At 62.1% G+C, this 15,761-nt stretch carries 17 protein-coding genes; 2 read left to right on the top strand and 15 right to left on the bottom strand.

The window, feature by feature from the left end; genetic code table 11:
• The first annotated feature begins 2 nt into the window (after positions 1-2).
• Positions 3-2,018, top strand: a complete 2,016-nt coding sequence (locus AC15MQ_RS03490; protein WP_483079330.1) for a hypothetical protein — start codon at positions 3-5, stop codon at positions 2,016-2,018.
• Complete coding sequence (locus tag AC15MQ_RS03485; RefSeq protein ID WP_483079329.1) at positions 2,015-2,197, top strand: hypothetical protein; 183 nt, start codon at positions 2,015-2,017, stop codon at positions 2,195-2,197. The genes AC15MQ_RS03490 and AC15MQ_RS03485 overlap by 4 nt, the downstream gene beginning before the upstream one ends.
• A 123-nt stretch (positions 2,198-2,320) precedes the next feature.
• Here the strand turns inward: AC15MQ_RS03485 and AC15MQ_RS03480 are convergent, their stop codons facing one another.
• The 15 genes from AC15MQ_RS03480 to AC15MQ_RS03410 form a co-directional block, all read right to left on the bottom strand.
• Positions 2,321-2,920 (bottom strand): hypothetical protein, encoded by a 600-nt coding sequence (locus AC15MQ_RS03480; RefSeq protein WP_483079328.1) that lies wholly within the window; start codon positions 2,918-2,920, stop codon positions 2,321-2,323.
• A 300-nt stretch (positions 2,921-3,220) separates the two neighbouring features.
• Entirely contained in the window at positions 3,221-3,739 is a 519-nt protein-coding gene (locus AC15MQ_RS03475) for an HD domain-containing protein (protein WP_483079327.1), read from the bottom strand.
• Positions 3,736-4,857 carry an HNH endonuclease gene (locus AC15MQ_RS03470; protein WP_483079326.1) on the bottom strand — a complete coding sequence of 374 codons (1,122 nt, stop codon included), beginning with the start codon at positions 4,855-4,857 and terminating at the stop codon, positions 3,736-3,738. Before AC15MQ_RS03470 ends, AC15MQ_RS03475 begins: the two co-directional genes overlap by 4 nt.
• Positions 4,854-6,161, bottom strand: a complete 1,308-nt coding sequence (locus tag AC15MQ_RS03465) for an McrC family protein (RefSeq protein ID WP_287653294.1) — start codon at positions 6,159-6,161, stop codon at positions 4,854-4,856. Before AC15MQ_RS03465 ends, AC15MQ_RS03470 begins: the two co-directional genes overlap by 4 nt.
• The gene (locus AC15MQ_RS03460) at positions 6,158-7,996 is read right to left on the bottom strand and encodes an McrB family protein (RefSeq protein WP_483079325.1); all 1,839 of its coding nucleotides are present in this window, start codon (positions 7,994-7,996) and stop codon (positions 6,158-6,160) included. Before AC15MQ_RS03460 ends, AC15MQ_RS03465 begins: the two co-directional genes overlap by 4 nt.
• Before the next feature lie 12 nt (positions 7,997-8,008).
• The gene (locus AC15MQ_RS03455; protein WP_483079324.1) at positions 8,009-8,437 is read right to left on the bottom strand and encodes a hypothetical protein; all 429 of its coding nucleotides are present in this window, start codon (positions 8,435-8,437) and stop codon (positions 8,009-8,011) included.
• 70 nt (positions 8,438-8,507) lie between these two features.
• Positions 8,508-10,025: a MarR family transcriptional regulator gene (locus AC15MQ_RS03450; RefSeq protein ID WP_483079323.1), complete on the bottom strand. Its 1,518-nt coding sequence runs from the start codon at positions 10,023-10,025 to the stop codon at positions 8,508-8,510.
• A 25-nt stretch (positions 10,026-10,050) separates the two neighbouring features.
• Positions 10,051-10,587: a hypothetical protein gene (locus tag AC15MQ_RS03445; protein ID WP_483079322.1), complete on the bottom strand. Its 537-nt coding sequence runs from the start codon at positions 10,585-10,587 to the stop codon at positions 10,051-10,053.
• A gap of 27 nt (positions 10,588-10,614) precedes the next feature.
• Positions 10,615-11,052: a DUF488 domain-containing protein gene (locus AC15MQ_RS03440; RefSeq protein ID WP_483079321.1), complete on the bottom strand. Its 438-nt coding sequence runs from the start codon at positions 11,050-11,052 to the stop codon at positions 10,615-10,617.
• Positions 11,049-11,651 (bottom strand): DUF488 domain-containing protein, encoded by a 603-nt coding sequence (locus tag AC15MQ_RS03435; protein WP_483079320.1) that lies wholly within the window; start codon positions 11,649-11,651, stop codon positions 11,049-11,051. The genes AC15MQ_RS03440 and AC15MQ_RS03435 overlap by 4 nt, the downstream gene beginning before the upstream one ends.
• On the bottom strand, positions 11,648-12,316 hold the full coding sequence (locus AC15MQ_RS03430) for a dual OB domain-containing protein (RefSeq protein ID WP_483079319.1): 669 nt from the start codon (positions 12,314-12,316) through the stop codon (positions 11,648-11,650). Before AC15MQ_RS03430 ends, AC15MQ_RS03435 begins: the two co-directional genes overlap by 4 nt.
• Positions 12,317-12,394: 78 nt before the next feature.
• On the bottom strand, positions 12,395-12,706 hold the full coding sequence (locus AC15MQ_RS03425; protein WP_483079318.1) for a hypothetical protein: 312 nt from the start codon (positions 12,704-12,706) through the stop codon (positions 12,395-12,397).
• A 159-nt stretch (positions 12,707-12,865) separates the two neighbouring features.
• Positions 12,866-13,801 carry a protein phosphatase 2C domain-containing protein gene (locus AC15MQ_RS03420; protein ID WP_483079317.1) on the bottom strand — a complete coding sequence of 312 codons (936 nt, stop codon included), beginning with the start codon at positions 13,799-13,801 and terminating at the stop codon, positions 12,866-12,868.
• Positions 13,801-14,472, bottom strand: coding sequence for a vWA domain-containing protein (locus AC15MQ_RS03415; RefSeq protein WP_483079316.1), 672 nt, complete (start codon positions 14,470-14,472; stop codon positions 13,801-13,803). Before AC15MQ_RS03415 ends, AC15MQ_RS03420 begins: the two co-directional genes overlap by 1 nt.
• A gap of 58 nt (positions 14,473-14,530) precedes the next feature.
• On the bottom strand, positions 14,531-15,547 hold the full coding sequence (locus AC15MQ_RS03410) for a hypothetical protein (protein ID WP_483079315.1): 1,017 nt from the start codon (positions 15,545-15,547) through the stop codon (positions 14,531-14,533).
• Positions 15,548-15,761: the final 214 nt, after the last annotated feature.

Raw genomic sequence — 15,761 nt, 5'->3', positions numbered from 1 at the left:
CCATGACAGAAACCCCTACGCTGTACGAGATCTGGTTCGACAAGCTGACCGGCCAAGGAGCATCCCCAGCGCAAGCTGTGATCACGGTGATCCATCGGTACCTCGACGGCAGGTCCGGCACGAAGACTTCACCGGTCGAGATCGACGCAGCCTTCTGGTCAAGCGCTTTTTGGCAGAGCTGCCCTGACGCAGTGTTTCGTACTGAGGGCTTTGCCCTGGCCTTCGCGAAGTATCTCGGCAGGGACCAGGAGCAGGTTTTTCCGGAGCTTATACGAGCCCTTATGGTGGCCCCCGAGGCCTGCAAGCGGGCAATACGCTACTCAAGGGTGTTCCTAGCCCCAGAATCCGGGAGGTGGAAAGCGCTGCAGGGTCTGATCGGCCAGCAGGTCCGAGGCTACAAGACTTTCGTCAATGAATGCCGGCAACTGTGGCGGAGGTATGAGCAGCGCCGGCGCGAAGCGGATGCTTCCTACGATCAACTCTCCGACCTGTCCATCCTCGACCTCCTGGTCTATGCCAGTATCTCCGCCTTCAAGACGGAACTGCCGCCGTTGTTTGATCTCAAGCCGCCGAACGCGCTGATCCCGCATCCAGTTTTCCGCTACACGATGTTTACGGAAGCAGTCAGTCGTCTGCTGGCTCGCCGACTCGAGCATTGTGGCAAGGACGAACTCGACGTTTCGGAGGAGCGGATTCGCAACTGTTTCCGTGAGCGGATGTACCCCCTCCTCCTTACACGGCACTACGATGGAGGCGCGAGCGCCGCCGCACTCAGGCGCTTCGAAGGATTCATCGATGCCCAGATTCGCCTTGATCATTGTCGTCACACGGAGATCGGCAACTTCTGCTTCGATGGCGACGTCTCCCAGCCAGAGCCTTGTGACCTCTCCCTGGAGCCCACCCCCTGCTTTGAACCATGGATGAAAAGCTGCCTGCGAGGACAGGAACTGCAACAGTACTGGCAGATGCGCAGCCTGGCCGGGTTGAACGAGAGCGCTGCCGACGACGGAGAAACCCTCGAGTTGATGGCTCGGGATGGACGCCTCAAGCCCGTAACCAGGATGTTGGCGGACATCCTGATACTGCACGATCTGTTCGGCATCGACGATGAAATAGCTATTGGCAACGGGATCAAGGTCAGCCTCCATCGGGCATGCCTCATGCTAGAGCTGGCCAAAGCGAACTACGAGGACACGTTGTTGCACCCGTTCGTGGAAGCAATGCGGCGGCACGGAGACTGGGCGGCCGCGCTTGTCGAAGTCATCGAGTCCGGAATGCGCGACGGATTGCAACAGCGCTACCCAGTACTCTTCGCCCGGACCGACGACAAACTGAAACTCCTCAGACAGTTCACGGTTACCGAGGCGAGCCCGTCCGGAAGCGATGAAGCCGCCGCTGCCCTGCTCGCGTTCTTCGGCAACGACCTCAAGTCAGTGAGAGATCACATTCACCAGTCGGGGAAGCAACTGGAGGCGAACTTCGCCGAGCAACCGCTCTTGAAACTTGGTGATTACGTTTTCACCCTGCCTTGGGTTCTCACGACGCAGAACAACGCGACGGCCCTGGTCAATAACTTGCGACGCATCGGTTCGAACCGCTCGGCTGTTGGAGAGGAATCCAAACGCATCGAAGAGAGGCTCGCCGAGCAGATGGAGCAGCTAGGTTTCCGTACCCTCGTCGGCTACATGCCACCGGATGGCGAAGGCGAACCTGCGGGTGAAGTCGATGTTCTTGCCTCGCGCGACGGTCACATCTTCCTCTTCGAGATCAAGTCCGGCTATATGCGCCAGACCCTGGAGGGGCCTGGCTTCATCGCACCACCACGCTGCGCAAGGCAGGAAGGCAAGTGGAGCGGAAACTCGCCGCGCTGGTTGATGTTTTCCCTGGTGAGGGCATTCTGCGGGACTCGCTGGGAATGGCGGCAGTCCCGCCGGCCGATCAGGTGCACACCTGGATTGTCGACACCTCGATCGACTTTGACCGGCAGAGATTTTCCGGATACCTCAAGGTCAGCATGACCGAAGTGCTGATCGTGCTGAGGGACGAAGCCGGGTTCCTCGCCGACGATGACTCTCTGGACACCTTGTATCCTGAAGGCTTTTCCGCCCCGCGATTCGCCCAGATTATCGAGCAAGGGCTTCTGTGGAGGGACACACCACAACCCGCCGAAGTGGCCTCGCCGCCGACCACGAATTGAAAACCGGGGTGGCGCGCGCGATGGCGCCAGATCCTGAGAGCACGGTCTGTGACCGTGCGCTGATGGCACCCCCACCACAGAGTCAGAGTGAGTTGCCTGCCAAGCGCGTGACCACGCCAGAATTCAACAGCCGATAGAGAATCGCCGATCGGTCAGTTTCCTGCGTTCGCCGGTCCAGAAGTCACCCTCGGAGGCTGAATGCGGTTGGCGGAGGCGCGAATCCACTGCGGCGATCCTCCGATCCAGGTCATCACACTCGGTCTGCCTTGAGTCCCGCGTGGACCTTTCGGCCTGGGTCTGTGGAGCAGTCTCCGATGCCGCGCGCTGCAGCCTGGCCGCTTCCATTTCGTCGGCCTTGGCCTTGAGTTGGTCCAGGTCGTAGCGTGGCGCAGAGATCGGGCCAGCGACCGTGACCTGAAGTTCGGTTTCCTTGCTTGAGCAGGGATGATCGCGGTAAGCCGTACCACTCGGTCCCCTGCACTTGTAGATCGAGGAACCAGAAGGTCGTCCAACCGCGTCAGGGGGACTTGGGTCTGGATCACGGCGAGTCCAAGATGGCGAAGGATCGATCGCACGTCGGCCCGAGGTATCGGGTCCTCCCTGTGCCTGCTCAGGCGCCTGACGCTGACGGCTGGCCTCGCTGTACTCGAACAGCAGCCAGGAACCGATGACCACCGACAGAGCCAACGCGATGGCAACGATCCGTCCCAGTGAGCCGGTCAAGCTGATCTCCACCAGTCGAGTTCTGAAGTGGTCATCGTATGCCTGGCGAACGCCAAGCACAACGCCCATATGGTCCTGCTCGGAAAGGGCCGCTCCACCCCGTGCTTTCGTCGAGTCTCAACGCATGGAGCAGGTGCTTGCGGCCGTGGGCTTGCCGGGATACGCCGATGATTGAGACCAAGAGTCACGAACAAACCAGCGCCTGAAAAGCAGCAACGCCCAAGGGGACACCACGAATGGAACATCGCCTTCCAACGGCAATGGCGAGCGCACGAGTAATGACGATCGACCGCCCTGCCCTTATGGGCGGGCCTGGTAAGCTTGGTCGAAGAGGTGTTCGAGGCCCGGATGCGTGCCACGCAGGCCATCGACCACCACCCTGGCCCAATCGAAATATGCCTGCTTACGTTCCACCGACCAATTCGCGGGCGGCGAGGCGGCTATGTCCCGCAGGTTACAGATCGTGTCCGCCAGCTTGACCAGCCTGGCGCGGCGGCTGAGCTGAGAGGCTTGCTCGATCTGCAGCCGTTTGCGCTCGGCCTTGGGCAAAGTCTTGTCATCAGTGACCTCGATAACGATGTTGGCAACGTCCTTGCCGAAGTGGCGAACGAGCGCCTGCTCGGTGGTGTCCGTATCCTCGATCGTGTCGTGCAGGATGGCGGCAAGCAGGACTCGCTGATCGTCGATGCGTGCCTCATTGGCCAGCAGGTTGGCCAGCGCAATCGGGTGGTTGATGTACGGCAACTTTTCTGTGTCCGTGCGTCGCTGGTCGCGGTGCTTGTCGGTGGCAAAGGCGATGGCGGAAATCAGTGCTTTCATTTTCGGAAGATCTCCCGGCGGTGCCAGGCCAGGTAGGGGCGATGTGGCTCGGCCAACTCCGCAACTCGCCAGCGCAGCTGCACCCCAAGCAGCGCCTGCTGGTCGCCCGACAGTTCAGGGCTCACCAGCACCCTGCCATCGCCATCAAAGCTGATCCAGCCGCCATCGAACAGCGCGTCCAGATGCGGCGCGAGCAGCAGGCCATTGAACACGTCGAGACGCTCGGCGTCGCTTTTGCACCTCGCCCACGGCTTGATGTGCGAGGCTCGCAGCAGCAGCTCGAGGCTTAGCCCGGTGACGGAGCAGCGCCCCTGCCAGTAGTCGATCAGCGACTGGCGGAAAATATCCTGACCGACGCGCCCGATGACCCAGCGCTCCGCTTCTGTCGTCGCCGGCAGCCGTTGTGCCTCGTCCGCAAACTGTCCGGCTGCCTCGCCCGCGAGCAAGTGCGCAACCCTCCCGGCTCGCTGAATCATGGCATACAAGGCCTCGTAGCCAGTGACCAGATCGACGACGGCAGGCCACGGACCGGCGCCGGTCCGCGCATCGGTGGCGCAATCTTGCGCCACCTTCTGGCCCCAGGCCGCAACAGAAAAGGCGACGCGGTACCTCTCACGCGACTGTGCCGCGACGCCCAGCGTCTGCGGGAATGCCGACGACCGGAAGATCATCCAGTTTCCCTCGCGCGCTGGTGCCAGGTCGAAACCGGCCAAGTGTGTTGCCTTCTCGACCTGTGTGTCGTAGAACACCTCGCCTCGGGCTGGGCGGGGAGCGAATTCACCCCACGCCAACAGAAACTCCTGCAGTTCCCGCCCTGACCCCAAGGCAAGGCCCGGGTATTTTCCACGCAGACCGGAGACAATACGCTCCCTTCCCGTCTTCGCTGCCTGCGCGCCCACCCACTCGGCGATCTCCGCTTCCGTGCGACCGAGGATGGGCGCGAGCGTCTGTGCCGACAAGCCTATTTCTACCGCATTGCCAGACGCATTCCCGGAAAAATAGACAGCACAGGTCTGCCCGCCGGGCGCCTGCAGCCGAAAGTTGCCGTTGGCCATTTTCGAGTAGCTGCCGAGCCCGGAAAAGGCCTCCCGCAGCATGGATTCATATTCACTGCTCACGCCCCCACCTCCTCAGCCAGGTTGATGCCAGCCCCCTCCAGCAAGTCTGCCAGCCGCGACCCCACACCGGAGAGGTCCTGCAATGAAAGCTCGCCGATCGACACGGTCGCTCGCTTTCCCCCATGGAAGACCAGCCGCCTGCGCAAGCTCAGGTGTTCGCCGCCGGCAGGATCCCATGGGTAGATCAACAAGATCGCCCCACAGTCATAGCTCTCGGCATAGGCCAGCATCTGGTACAGGTCACCCTGCGCGATGCCGAGCTTGCGCTCATCGGGCGACAGGCGTTTCCACTTGGTATCGACGACGCAGAGCGGCAGGCCGCCCTTGAGTACCACGATATCCGGCCGCAGCCGGAACAACCGCTGGCTAGACTCCCGGTCGCGCACCAGGTGATGGCGGCAATCCTGAATCGATACCTCGCAAGCCGACTTGCGCAACTCTCGCCGCAGGGTTCGCGCAACGAAGCGCTCGAAGAGGTCGTTCATGTCGAAGAGCAGTGCGAACGAGCTCTGCTCGCCGGCGTAGAGACCGGTCGTCGTTCCCTGCAGGAACAGCCTGGCCATGCCGAGGCACAGGTCGAAGCGCTCGCTGATGCGGTCAAGCGTCACCCGCGCGAGCCAGCCTGACGTTGGCACGATATCCGAAACCCCCTCGAAGGCCGGCAAGAGCTCGCGCAAAGCCTGCTGCGTCGTGTTGTTCGACGCCAGGCGCAGCATGCGCACGATGGCGACCCGCAACAACTGGTTCAGCGCATGGTCCTCGTCAAACTCGTCGAAAGCGCAGGCGGTGCGCTCCCGGTGTACCAGATTCCGCCGGAGCTGCTCTTCGATCTGCATCTGGCCACGCACCATCTGCAAATCGTCGCACTCCTCGCGGTAGCGGCGGATCAGCCCGCGCCGCAACTGGTCGGCCAGCGCGCGGCAGAAAAGCCGCATCAGCAGGTCGAGCCAGCCGTCGTTGGCCTTCTCGAGGGCCGCCTTGCCGGGCGTGGCACCATCCAGGTCGTAGGCGACGAGCAGCATTCGCAACAAGTTGTGGCGCACCGCCGGGAGGTCGCTCACACCCTCCCTGTGCTCGATCTTGGGCAGGAATTCCACCGTTCGGTTTGCCAGGTGCACCGCGCCGACGTACTGCGCCGGCCGCACCCGCGTGCGCGAGAGATGCTCGATGACCGGAATGTGCAGGCGTGCCGCCAGCCCGTCGAGCTGGTTGATCTCGGCCACCGAGAACGCTCGCTCGGTCGCTAACGACAGAGCCTCGACCACCGGGATCCTCTCGTACTCCCGGAAACTGACGAGGCTCATGCGTAGATGGCCCTGACCATGTCAGGAGAGAGCTTCTTCGCCACCTCGAAATGGACGCGTCCGTCACTGACTTCGGCATCGCTGCCGAACAGTTCGAGCACATTGATCTTGCTCTTCCTGACGATTGGATCCTGCGGCTTCTTCTGCTCATCTCCGAGGACCAGGCGAATCTTCGACCAGTCCTCGAAGAAATATTCCTGCAACAACGGGATCACCTTGTGCAACAGACAATGTTCGAGGTCCGCGAAGGTCTTGATATTGATGAAGTAGGCGTGCCCCAGGGTGTGATCGCGGTCGAAGAGATAGGCGATGCGCCGATTCAGCGTCTCCAGCAATTCGCGGAGATCCACGCCGTCGACCGGAACTTCCGGCAGCGTGCTGATGTCCGGCATCAGTTCATCGAACACAAAGCGGCGGCGCAGGGCCGTATCCAGCAGCGCAATCGAGCGGTCGGCCGTGTTCATCGTTCCGAGCAGGTACAGGTTGGGCGGCAGGCCGAAGGCTGGCTCCTCGTCGGGATCCACATAGGGCAGACTACAGGTCAACTCGTTCACCGCCCCCAGCCGCTTGTCGTCCTCGATCAGCGTGATCAGTTCGCCGAATATCTTGGCGATGTTGCCCCGGTTGATCTCGTCGATCACCAGCACAAAGCGCTTGAGACTCTCCGGCGACTTCCGTTCGGGTGCTCCGAGCTTGCCATCGATTATTTCGAGATGCTTGAGGACGGCAAAGAAGAACGACTTGTTGTAGGAGCACGCGTCCATGTCACCTGGCTGCGCATACGACTTGCGTGCTGCCCAGAGGACAGCAAGGCCTTTTCTTGGGACGTTGTACGGCAAGCTCGATTCATCCTTGCTCAGGATCACTCCCTTGACCTGTTTGCCGATTCGTACCTGCGTTTTCTTGCCGCCATGCAGCGTGATTTCCACAAACTGGTCGCTGGAATTCGAAACATCCTTCACCAGTTGGTCGTAAGCCCGCTCGAAGCGCTGCATGTCGGTCAGCGCGATCCCCGGCTGTAGCCGCGATGCGCGCCAGTTTGCCTCGGCCGCTTCGGCGATGCGCTTGAGCGGCCCCGGCTCGACGTTGTATGTGACCTGACCGGCTTGCGTAGCCGGCCGGATGCCGACCACGAAATCCTGGTAGGTGAAAGACGGATGGAAAGTCACGAATTCGATCTGACCACCCTTGCGGTACTGGTCGAACTTCTGCTTGGCCGCCGCATACGCCTCCGGTGTCGCCATCAGCGTCGACCCGGGCTGCCCGTCGATGGTCGCCACCGCCTCGGCCACCGCGCGGTAGGTCTTGCCTGTGCCCGGCGGGCCGTAGAGGATACGGTTGAGTGGGCCCGACCCGGATTCCTCTTTGAGATCGCCGTTTTTCTCGTGCTCGGTTTCGTCCAGTGCTATTCCCACGATTTCTTCAAGTCCCAAGCCGAAGTAGGGTTTCAACAGCGTTCTCTCGAAAGCCGAAAGCTGTTCCTTGGGTACCTGCCAGAAGGTCGAATTGCCGTCTGGCGTCCATTTTTGCTTGCTCTCGGAGTACCGCGCGGCACTCCGGCTATCTTTCAGTACCACGTAGGGTCGCTCAAGCCAGTCCGTACCCTTGTCCGACATCCTTGCCGGCCCCGCGAAACGCCCGAGCCGGCACACTTCGTTGCCATAACACAGGTAGAACAGCGCATCGTCGGCCGCCTCACGGAAATTCCTGGCCTGATTGGCGCCAGTATCCTTGTGAATGATCGCGCGGCGCTGCCGGGCGAGTGAGTCGCGTTCGCCCGCAGCAAAACTGCCGTCGTTGCCGTGCGAGAGCTTCCAGATATCGAGGTCCTTCACCACCCAGACGGCTCAGATCCGCGAACCGAACTCGAGGATTCCTTCGCCTGCCGCCCGCTTCTCCAGCGCCGCCATCTGCAGGTCCATCATGCTCAGCTTCCGGTCAGGCGCGCCGAGAAATGCCAGCATCGAGCGCTTCATGAAGACGGCGACGATGCAGGGCCGCTCGCGGTTCTGGTAATGGAAGGCGATCTTCCACTTGGTGGCCTGCCCGAGGTCGGCATCCTCGATGACCTGCAGATCACCCCTGGCCGCCGCCTCGGCCACGTCAGCCACGATGTCGCGGACCCTGCCAAAGGCTTCCGTCGCGTTCGCGCCGTACTTCGTGTACCAAGCATGAGTGTCGGAATAGCTGGCTCCGCCACCGTCGGGCTTGTCGGTCGTGTCTCTGCGCGAAAAGATGCCGAACTTGAAGGCCGAACCGCCCCAGATGCTGCCCATCGTGTCCAGCTTGCTCTCCAGCCAGTAGTCACTTATGACTCAGATCTTTACATTTCCTGAGCAGATTCAGTTACGGGGTAGCGTGGGCGAGAGCCGGGACGATGGTTTGTTCAGTGATTCGACAAGCGGCGGCGATGGTCGAGCGGCCCAGACGGGTCAGGTAGTAGCGATAGCCATGAACGACTTTCTTGATGAGACCGAACTGGCGCAGGCGCCAAAGCTGGCGCGTGATGCTGGCCGGCGAGATCTGGCGCAAGAAGGGGACGAGGTCGGCACGGCGGATGCCACGGATGTTGAACTCGGGACGCTGAAGCGCCCGCAGCAGGGCCTGCTGAGTGGCATCGAAGAAATTGAAGCCCTTGAGGGTATGGCCGTTGACCGTCTTGGGGTTGACCAGCCGATGCAGGTTACGATCGCCGGCGGAAAAGTCGTCGAGTGCGGAGAGGTATTCGAGGTAGCGGCGGTTACAGCCGAGCAGGATCTCGCGCAAGTCGATCAGGCTGTAGATGGTCTTTCGGAGGGGGGCGATCTCGCGCGACTCGTGACCATCCCGATGTTCCACCTTGCGGTGGTGCTTGAAGAAGGAAACGTTGTTGGTCGTGGTTTCCAGGCGCAGCACACGGTTGAACTTGTCGTACATCTTGACCGATACCTTGCCAAAATGGTGCTTGATGCAGGTGCCCTCGATGCGCGTCGTGAAGCGGCTACCGAGTTCCTGCGCCAGTTGCGGCGTGATCTTCTTGCCCAGGAAACTGGCGACCTGCTCGGCCTTGACCGAGAAGATGGCCTGCCGGGAGAGTTCCTCGTAGAGCGACTTCAGGATGGCGTCGGAGCGGAACACCAGATCGGTCGAGTATTCGACCTGCATCAGGCTCCAGTGATAGGACTGTCCGAAGACATCCAGGATCGGGCAGCATTGCTCGGCGTAGCGGTCCAGAAGCGCATGCAGGGTGTCGGGCGAGAAGGCGTCCGCGAGTTGTTGCGCCCGTTCCCAGTCGTCGATGCGGATAAACGCATTGTCCGCCATCGCGTAATCGATGCCGGCCACGTTCAGAGAACGCGCCAGCCGACTGTGGCCATTGCAATAGAACTGCAGCCGGAAGGGGCTCCACGTTGGCACGCGCAGGTAGATGAGTCCGAGAGCCTCGTCCATCCAGTAGAAATAGTAGTGCAGGCATTTGCCCGAGGTGTGGCGCAGAAAGGTCTGATGACTTGGCTTGTCATGCCACGGTTCGTAGGCGTCGCAGGCTTCCATGGCGGAAAGCACATGCACCAGTCCCGGATGATCACCACGCGCCTTGAGCACTGCCGCCACGAGGTCTTCCTTGCGGAGGTGGGCCTTGGCCACGTGCTCGATCCGCGCTCCTTGCGCAGTCGCCAGTGCCTGTGCGGCTTCACGAATGCGATCACGCAGCGGTTCGGCAAAGCGCGGGTAGTCAAAAATGCGAATGTGCCGGGCGTTGAGAAAACTCGTCATTCCCGCCGCGTAGCACGCGCCGGGCAACGTGCCTGTAATCACGATCCGGTCGTAGCAGGAGAGTGTTCCGGCAAGCCGCTCGTGATAGCGATCGGTCAGCATCTGTGTCATGGTCGCCTCCGCTTTTCCGTTTGGGCTATGACAGAAATCTCAACCTGTTTGGTTCCGGCTTCGCCGGCTTAGGCAAGAATGGCATCGCCACCGTCATCAATCCGGCGAAGGCGCGGGCTCGCTCGCGCAGTCCGTCGCCGGAGCGACCGAGGCCGGCCGCTTTGCCGTCGGCGGCGTTCCCACTTACAGTCAGCACGCCAAGCCCGCTCTTCTGCAAGAGCCATGCAGCGTCTGTGCGCAACAGATCCAGGATCGGATCATCCTGCGGCACGTCAAGTGCCACATCGGGCCTCTTGTCTCGATTCTTGTAGTGATCCCAAACATCCAGCAGATGGTACTTGACGCTGTTCTTCGCCAGTTTCACCCCGTTTGGCAAACGCTTCCCGAATGGCTGCGAAAAGGCTGCCAAGGCCGTAGATTCCCCCAAAGGCATCCGGAGCGCCCTCTCCCACACAGACACAGGGCCTATTACCCAGGCCAGGCCTGTAAAGTCGCTGCCAAAGCGACCATCCACAATATCCCAATTGCCGGTTTCGTCACCGGCCGCGATCCAGATTTCCAATGCCACTCCCCGTTTATTGATATGTTTTCAAACCAGATGGCAAATCTGGAGACTTGGCCATCGTGCGGCCAGGTACTCCGCCACCAGCCGGCGGTGGCAATGCTCCGGCGTCGCCTCGCTACACAACAGACACCCTCCGTCGAGAAGCTCCGCCGACACCGTTTCCTCGACCCGACGCGCGCTCAACAGTGCCAGAAAATCGTGCTCGTAGGCAGCCCAGTCGCCCTTGCCGTCGCGGTACTTCTTGAGCATATCAGCAGTCGGTGCTAGTTGCGGCAGATGCAGGTAATCCTTGCCGATAACGCGACGCAGAAAGAAGCGCAAATCGGCGCTCCTGGTGAAGCCGGCGAGCTGCGAGGTGTTGTTCAGGCGGATATCGAGCACGCGCTTGAGGTCCGGGCGGTCGAGCAGACCGAAAAACTGCTCGGCACTCTTCTTCGTAAACCCGATTGTGAAAATCTTCATTCGCCGTCGTCCTCGCTGTGCTGCCTGTCCTGGCTATACGCCACGCGCTGCGCTTCACTGCGGGCAGTAGCCGTCAACAGTTCGGCGTCATCGTCGAACAGACTGCCCGTTCCGGAATCGGCGCCAGCGATGCGGCGCAGCAATGCAGCGTGCGGCTCGATCGCTCCATCGGCCAGGATGTGCGTGATCGTGGCGCCAGCGTCATGCAGCGCCTGTGCCACCAGCCAGGTGCGATGGCAATCGGCCGGATCGCGCTCCGCGCACATGAGACAAATGCGGTACTCCTCGGCGCCGCACTGAAGACGTGCCAGCGCCTCGACGAAAGCGCTGGCGGCACGGATCCGGTCGAAATCAGCCCGGCCCCTGACGTAGCAAGCAGGATCGCGTGGCCGCGCGCCGAGTCCCTCACCCAGAAAGACATAGCGAATTCTCGCCGCCATCAGGCTGACCTGCAGCGGCTTCTTGTCGAACTGTGGAAAGCGGCGGCTGACGGGATGCGAGCGGACATCGGCGATCGCGGTCACGTCATGAAGCCGCAACAGGGCGATGAAGGCGTCGATGTCGTGATTCGAATGCCCGATGGTGTGCATGACCGTCATTTCGTGCTCCCCGCGCGCTCCCTGGTGATTACCGCCGTCGCCAGTTTATAGGCGAAGCCATCGCGAAACGGCACCGCCAGACTGACGCACACATAAGCGTTGGCCAGCGCCAGGCTCTGCACTGTCAACAGCCAGAAGGTCGCCACCGTATCTGTCAGGGCCAGATTGTAGCGCCGCTGGCCAATGCGAAAGTCGGCGCGATACTTCATCTGTCCCTCATAGCCCGACTTTCGGTACAGTACCAGTTCGCACACCGCGATCAACAGCAACGAACCCGGCAGATCCGACAGCCGATTTGCCGGCACGCGGTCGTTGAAACCACCGTGGCTGGAGTGGCCGTCGAGCCAGAGCCCCGACGACGCCTTGTCGGCCAGGAGCGGGAGGTCATCCCAACTCGCGCGCCCACAGCGTTCAAGCACTGCCGGACCCAACAGGCGATTCTCGCGCTGGTGAAGACTTGGCGCCGGACGACCCCACTCCAGTGTCACCACATCGAGAACCGCCGCTTGCCGGCCGTCGCTGCACACCGTGCGGCGCAGTGGCAGCCCATCCGTGTCGACCTCGGTCACGGGGCGCACCCAGGCACCGACGTATCCTGCGGAATCGAGCGTCTTGCCGGCCAGGCAATAACCGCCACACTTTCGCGAATTTGCCAGAACCACCATCCGTTTCTCCCCCATCCTGCCGCCCCCCGATCGTTCTCCGATACCGGGACAACGCGACAGGAGGAAGAAATTTCAAAGTCAGGCCCAGGCCACTTCGAATCCGTTGCCTGTGACCTTGATCGTGGGTGGTTTTGTCCGCGCAAGAATCTGCATCGCCGACAGCCCGCCGGTAAGCGCCAGGACCGCACCCGAAGCAATCAGAAGCCCGAGTTTGCTCGTTGGTTCGGGGTCCAGCACCGCGAGAATGACCATCGCGACGCCGGCGACCGACATGCCAACTGCAGCAGCGGCAGCCACCATTTCAGCGGTGGCCAAGTCTGCCTTGCGCCCCATTTCGAATAGCGAGTCGTTGGCGGGATCGATTCCCACATTCGCGTCGTCGATGATCAATACGGGCGTCTGCTCTTTGTAGGCCGTCGCCAGGACGGCAAGCCACCCCGTCTGGGAAGTGCGGACCACCAGTTTGCGTGTCATCGTTCGACTCTCTCCCTTGTACTGCCGTTGTTCCTGCCGAGTCTGCTTTTCAAGCATGCTGTCCCTGGTGTTCGCTCACGGAGCAGACAAGGCCCTTGAAATCAACGCCAGCGACTTGTCGTCGCCGCTCGTACCCTTCCAGAAATCCGCTTCGGCGAGCAGACCGAAGAGTTCGCGACGACCCACTTGCGCCTCGGCAACGCCGCGCAGCAGCTTGCCGACGGCGAGAGATACGCGACGGGCATTGCTGACGACGAGACGTTCGGCGCCGCCATCACTCATCGCAGCGAGGCCGGTGAGCGGGATGACTTCGATCTCGCCCCAAGCCCATTGGCTGTCCTGCAGGCGCGGGCCGATGAAGCAGGTCTGATTGGCGAACTCGCCCTTGCCGGCGGGGCCGACGCAATGGCAGGCGCCATCGCTCTCTGCCACCAGTTCGCCGTCGCCGATCTTCAGCCACAAGGCGCGCTGCCGGCCGGATACCCACAGCAGCAAGGTGCAGCCAAAATCCTCGGCGCTGCGCAGGTGTGCTTCGGCCAGATCGTCGAGGAGGCCCCTGGCATGCGTCACGATTCGACGCGCCAGCGCTTCCGCCTGACCTGGCGCCCCATTTCGGGAATCTAGCGTCAGCGCCAAATCACCTTCGAACGTCCGGCACAGGCGACGAACGCCTGCCACGACTGCCGCTGCACCGAGGTGCGAAACCGCTGCACTGCCCGCGCCGTCGGCCAGAATCACCAGCGCCCGCCCGCCGGCATCGGCCAGAGCCACATCCTGGCATGGCTTGGGCGGATTGGCGCGCAGGTGGGAGTGACCCACCACGGCAGCATCGGCGGCAAACCAGTGGGGAGCGGGCAACTCCGGCAAGGGCGGTGAAACCGTCTCTGCCGCTTGTTTCGACAGCGGCTGGACCGGGTCCGCCTTGGCCGCGACTGGTCTGGGAAATGCCTTGCGTGTCTCGGCAGCCTTGCGTCGGGTAGACCGGCTACCCTGGGGCGTGGCGCGGCGCATCAGATGGAATCCCAACTGTCGGTCGATCCCAGTGGCACCCCCGTGCCTGGCGTCGACTGGCTGACCCGCTCCATGCTCTGTGACAACCACTGGAAGAACTCGCGGAATTTCATGCCCGCCAGCCGCTTTGGCGCGCGCGTCGAGAACTCCGCCAGGACATCCAGCGCTGCACCTTCGCCGATACCGATGGCCAGCACGGTGACTTTACGATCCTGGGCCATCTGGCGCAGGCGCCGGGCGGCGGCCTGCCAGCTATCGGTCGGCGCACCGTCGCTCATCAGAACCAGCCAGGGCTGGTAGTAGCTCACCCCGGCTTTCTGGTACTCGGCTTTGCGGCCAGCCAGCCGCTCGATCGCCAGTTCCACCGCCTCGCCCATCGGCGTGCCGCCCCTGGCCTGCAGCTTCGCAAGATCCTGGATCTGGTACGCCGGGGTGAAGGACAGCGCTTCACGTACGCTGCCGCCGAAGGTAAACACCCCCACCTCGACCGCATAACTGGCGAAGTCATCATGGCGCAGTTCGTCAATGAACTGCGCCATGCCGCCGTTGAGTTCGTCGATCGGTGCGCCGCCCATACTTCCGCTGGTGTCGAGCACCAGCGCGCAGGCGCAGCGTGCCGTCGGGTTCTCGATGAGGTCGCTCTTCAGGAGGGTGAGATCAAATCCGTGCATGTGAAGTGTCCTTGCTGGGTCGGTCGATATCCATGCAACGTTTGGCACACGGCGAATTTCAAGACGCCTGCCGAGCGGATGCCTGATCTCCAGAGATGGCGGTCCGGCGTTCGGCGGGTTTCTGCGTCATCGGCCGCAACGCCCGGTCGTGGGAGCCCTGCTCAAGGCTATGCGCGTATTTGTCGAAAGCGATCCGCCACTCGCTCGGGCGTGCCCGCTCCGCCGGGTTGCCGGCGCCATTCAACAGCGTACGAATCAACAGGGTCTTGAGCGCAAAGGTCAGATGGCTCCAGATCAAGTACCAGGGGCCGGCCGGGATCGCCCCGTCGCGTCCCGGTGGGGCGCCCCCCGTGCCGTACGGGAAGTGCCCGCTGCGCAGATTCTCAACCACCGTCCCACCACCGACGAAATCGTAGGGGTGGCGGCCGAGCATCAGACAGCGGAAGATCAGAATGGCGAGTGAGAACAGGTCGCTCTCCGGCGTACGACGCACCTCGGCGAGGTTCAAGCCATGATGCTCGGGTGGGATCATGTCGGCGGCACCGACGAGGCAAGGGAAGATCCGCCCATCAATCGCCACCTGATAGCTGTCGCAGTCGATCAGCGTTACTGCCCCGGTCGCGTGGTCGTAGAGAAAGTTGTTGAGATTGATGTCGCCGAGGCACACGCCGGCGTGGTGCAGGCGCCCCAGTGTCGTGACGATCGCCAGGAGATAGCGAACGACATCGCGACGGTCGAGGCCCGGGACATGTTTGCGGCAAAGCATTGGGTGCGCCAGTTTGGTCAGCGGCACCCCGGCGGCGCGACGCATCGCGTAGCCACGCCAGGCGCCATGCTCGTCATGCACGGTGACCGCTGGCCAGGCCAGTGCCGAGGTGTCGAACTTCTGACGGAATCCGACCATGGCGTCGACCTTCTCGCGCAACTGATCGCCCCGCCGGGCCAGAAGTTCGGGGTGATAGAGTTTGACCACCGCCGACGGCTGTCCGACCAACGCGTATACCGCGCCTTCGCCGCCCCTGGAGATTTCCTCACCAATCGTCCGGGCCTTGCCAAGCTTGTCGAATACCCGCACTGCTTTCTCCCCGAACGCCATCATGCCGATACAACGCGCGCCGGAGCATGAATTTCAAGGCGAGTGCGGCGACGGGCAAAAAAATGCCCATGCGCGCACTGCCGCATGGGCGGAAAGGAAACGGGCGCTGCACGCGCCGAAATGGCGGTGAAGTCATCACTGCAAATGACCCGATCAGGTCGGCTGGATACGACATCATCGGCGGCAGGCGTTG

The organism is Candidatus Accumulibacter propinquus (assembly GCF_056856495.1).
The sequence above is the reverse complement of the archived record's forward strand: the minus strand, read 5'-3'. Positions and strand labels throughout refer to the sequence as shown.

Bases quoted from the DNA above. Each gene is read 5' to 3' on its own strand.
- AC15MQ_RS03465 (WP_287653294.1), bottom strand. From the start codon at position 6,161: ATGAGCCTCGTCAGTTTCCGGGAGTACGAGAGGATCCCGGTGGTCGAG.
- AC15MQ_RS03490 (WP_483079330.1), top strand. From the start codon at position 3: ATGACAGAAACCCCTACGCTGTACGAGATCTGGTTCGACAAGCTGACC.
- AC15MQ_RS03485 (WP_483079329.1), top strand. From the start codon at position 2,015: ATGACCGAAGTGCTGATCGTGCTGAGGGACGAAGCCGGGTTCCTCGCC.
- AC15MQ_RS03435 (WP_483079320.1), bottom strand. From the start codon at position 11,651: ATGACGGTCATGCACACCATCGGGCATTCGAATCACGACATCGACGCC.
- AC15MQ_RS03450 (WP_483079323.1), bottom strand. From the start codon at position 10,025: ATGACACAGATGCTGACCGATCGCTATCACGAGCGGCTTGCCGGAACA.
- AC15MQ_RS03430 (WP_483079319.1), bottom strand. From the start codon at position 12,316: ATGGTGGTTCTGGCAAATTCGCGAAAGTGTGGCGGTTATTGCCTGGCC.
- AC15MQ_RS03440 (WP_483079321.1), bottom strand. From the start codon at position 11,052: ATGAAGATTTTCACAATCGGGTTTACGAAGAAGAGTGCCGAGCAGTTT.
- AC15MQ_RS03415 (WP_483079316.1), bottom strand. From the start codon at position 14,472: ATGCACGGATTTGATCTCACCCTCCTGAAGAGCGACCTCATCGAGAAC.
- AC15MQ_RS03455 (WP_483079324.1), bottom strand. From the start codon at position 8,437: ATGGGCAGCATCTGGGGCGGTTCGGCCTTCAAGTTCGGCATCTTTTCG.
- AC15MQ_RS03475 (WP_483079327.1), bottom strand. From the start codon at position 3,739: ATGAAAGCACTGATTTCCGCCATCGCCTTTGCCACCGACAAGCACCGC.
- AC15MQ_RS03420 (WP_483079317.1), bottom strand. From the start codon at position 13,801: ATGCGCCGCGCCACGCCCCAGGGTAGCCGGTCTACCCGACGCAAGGCT.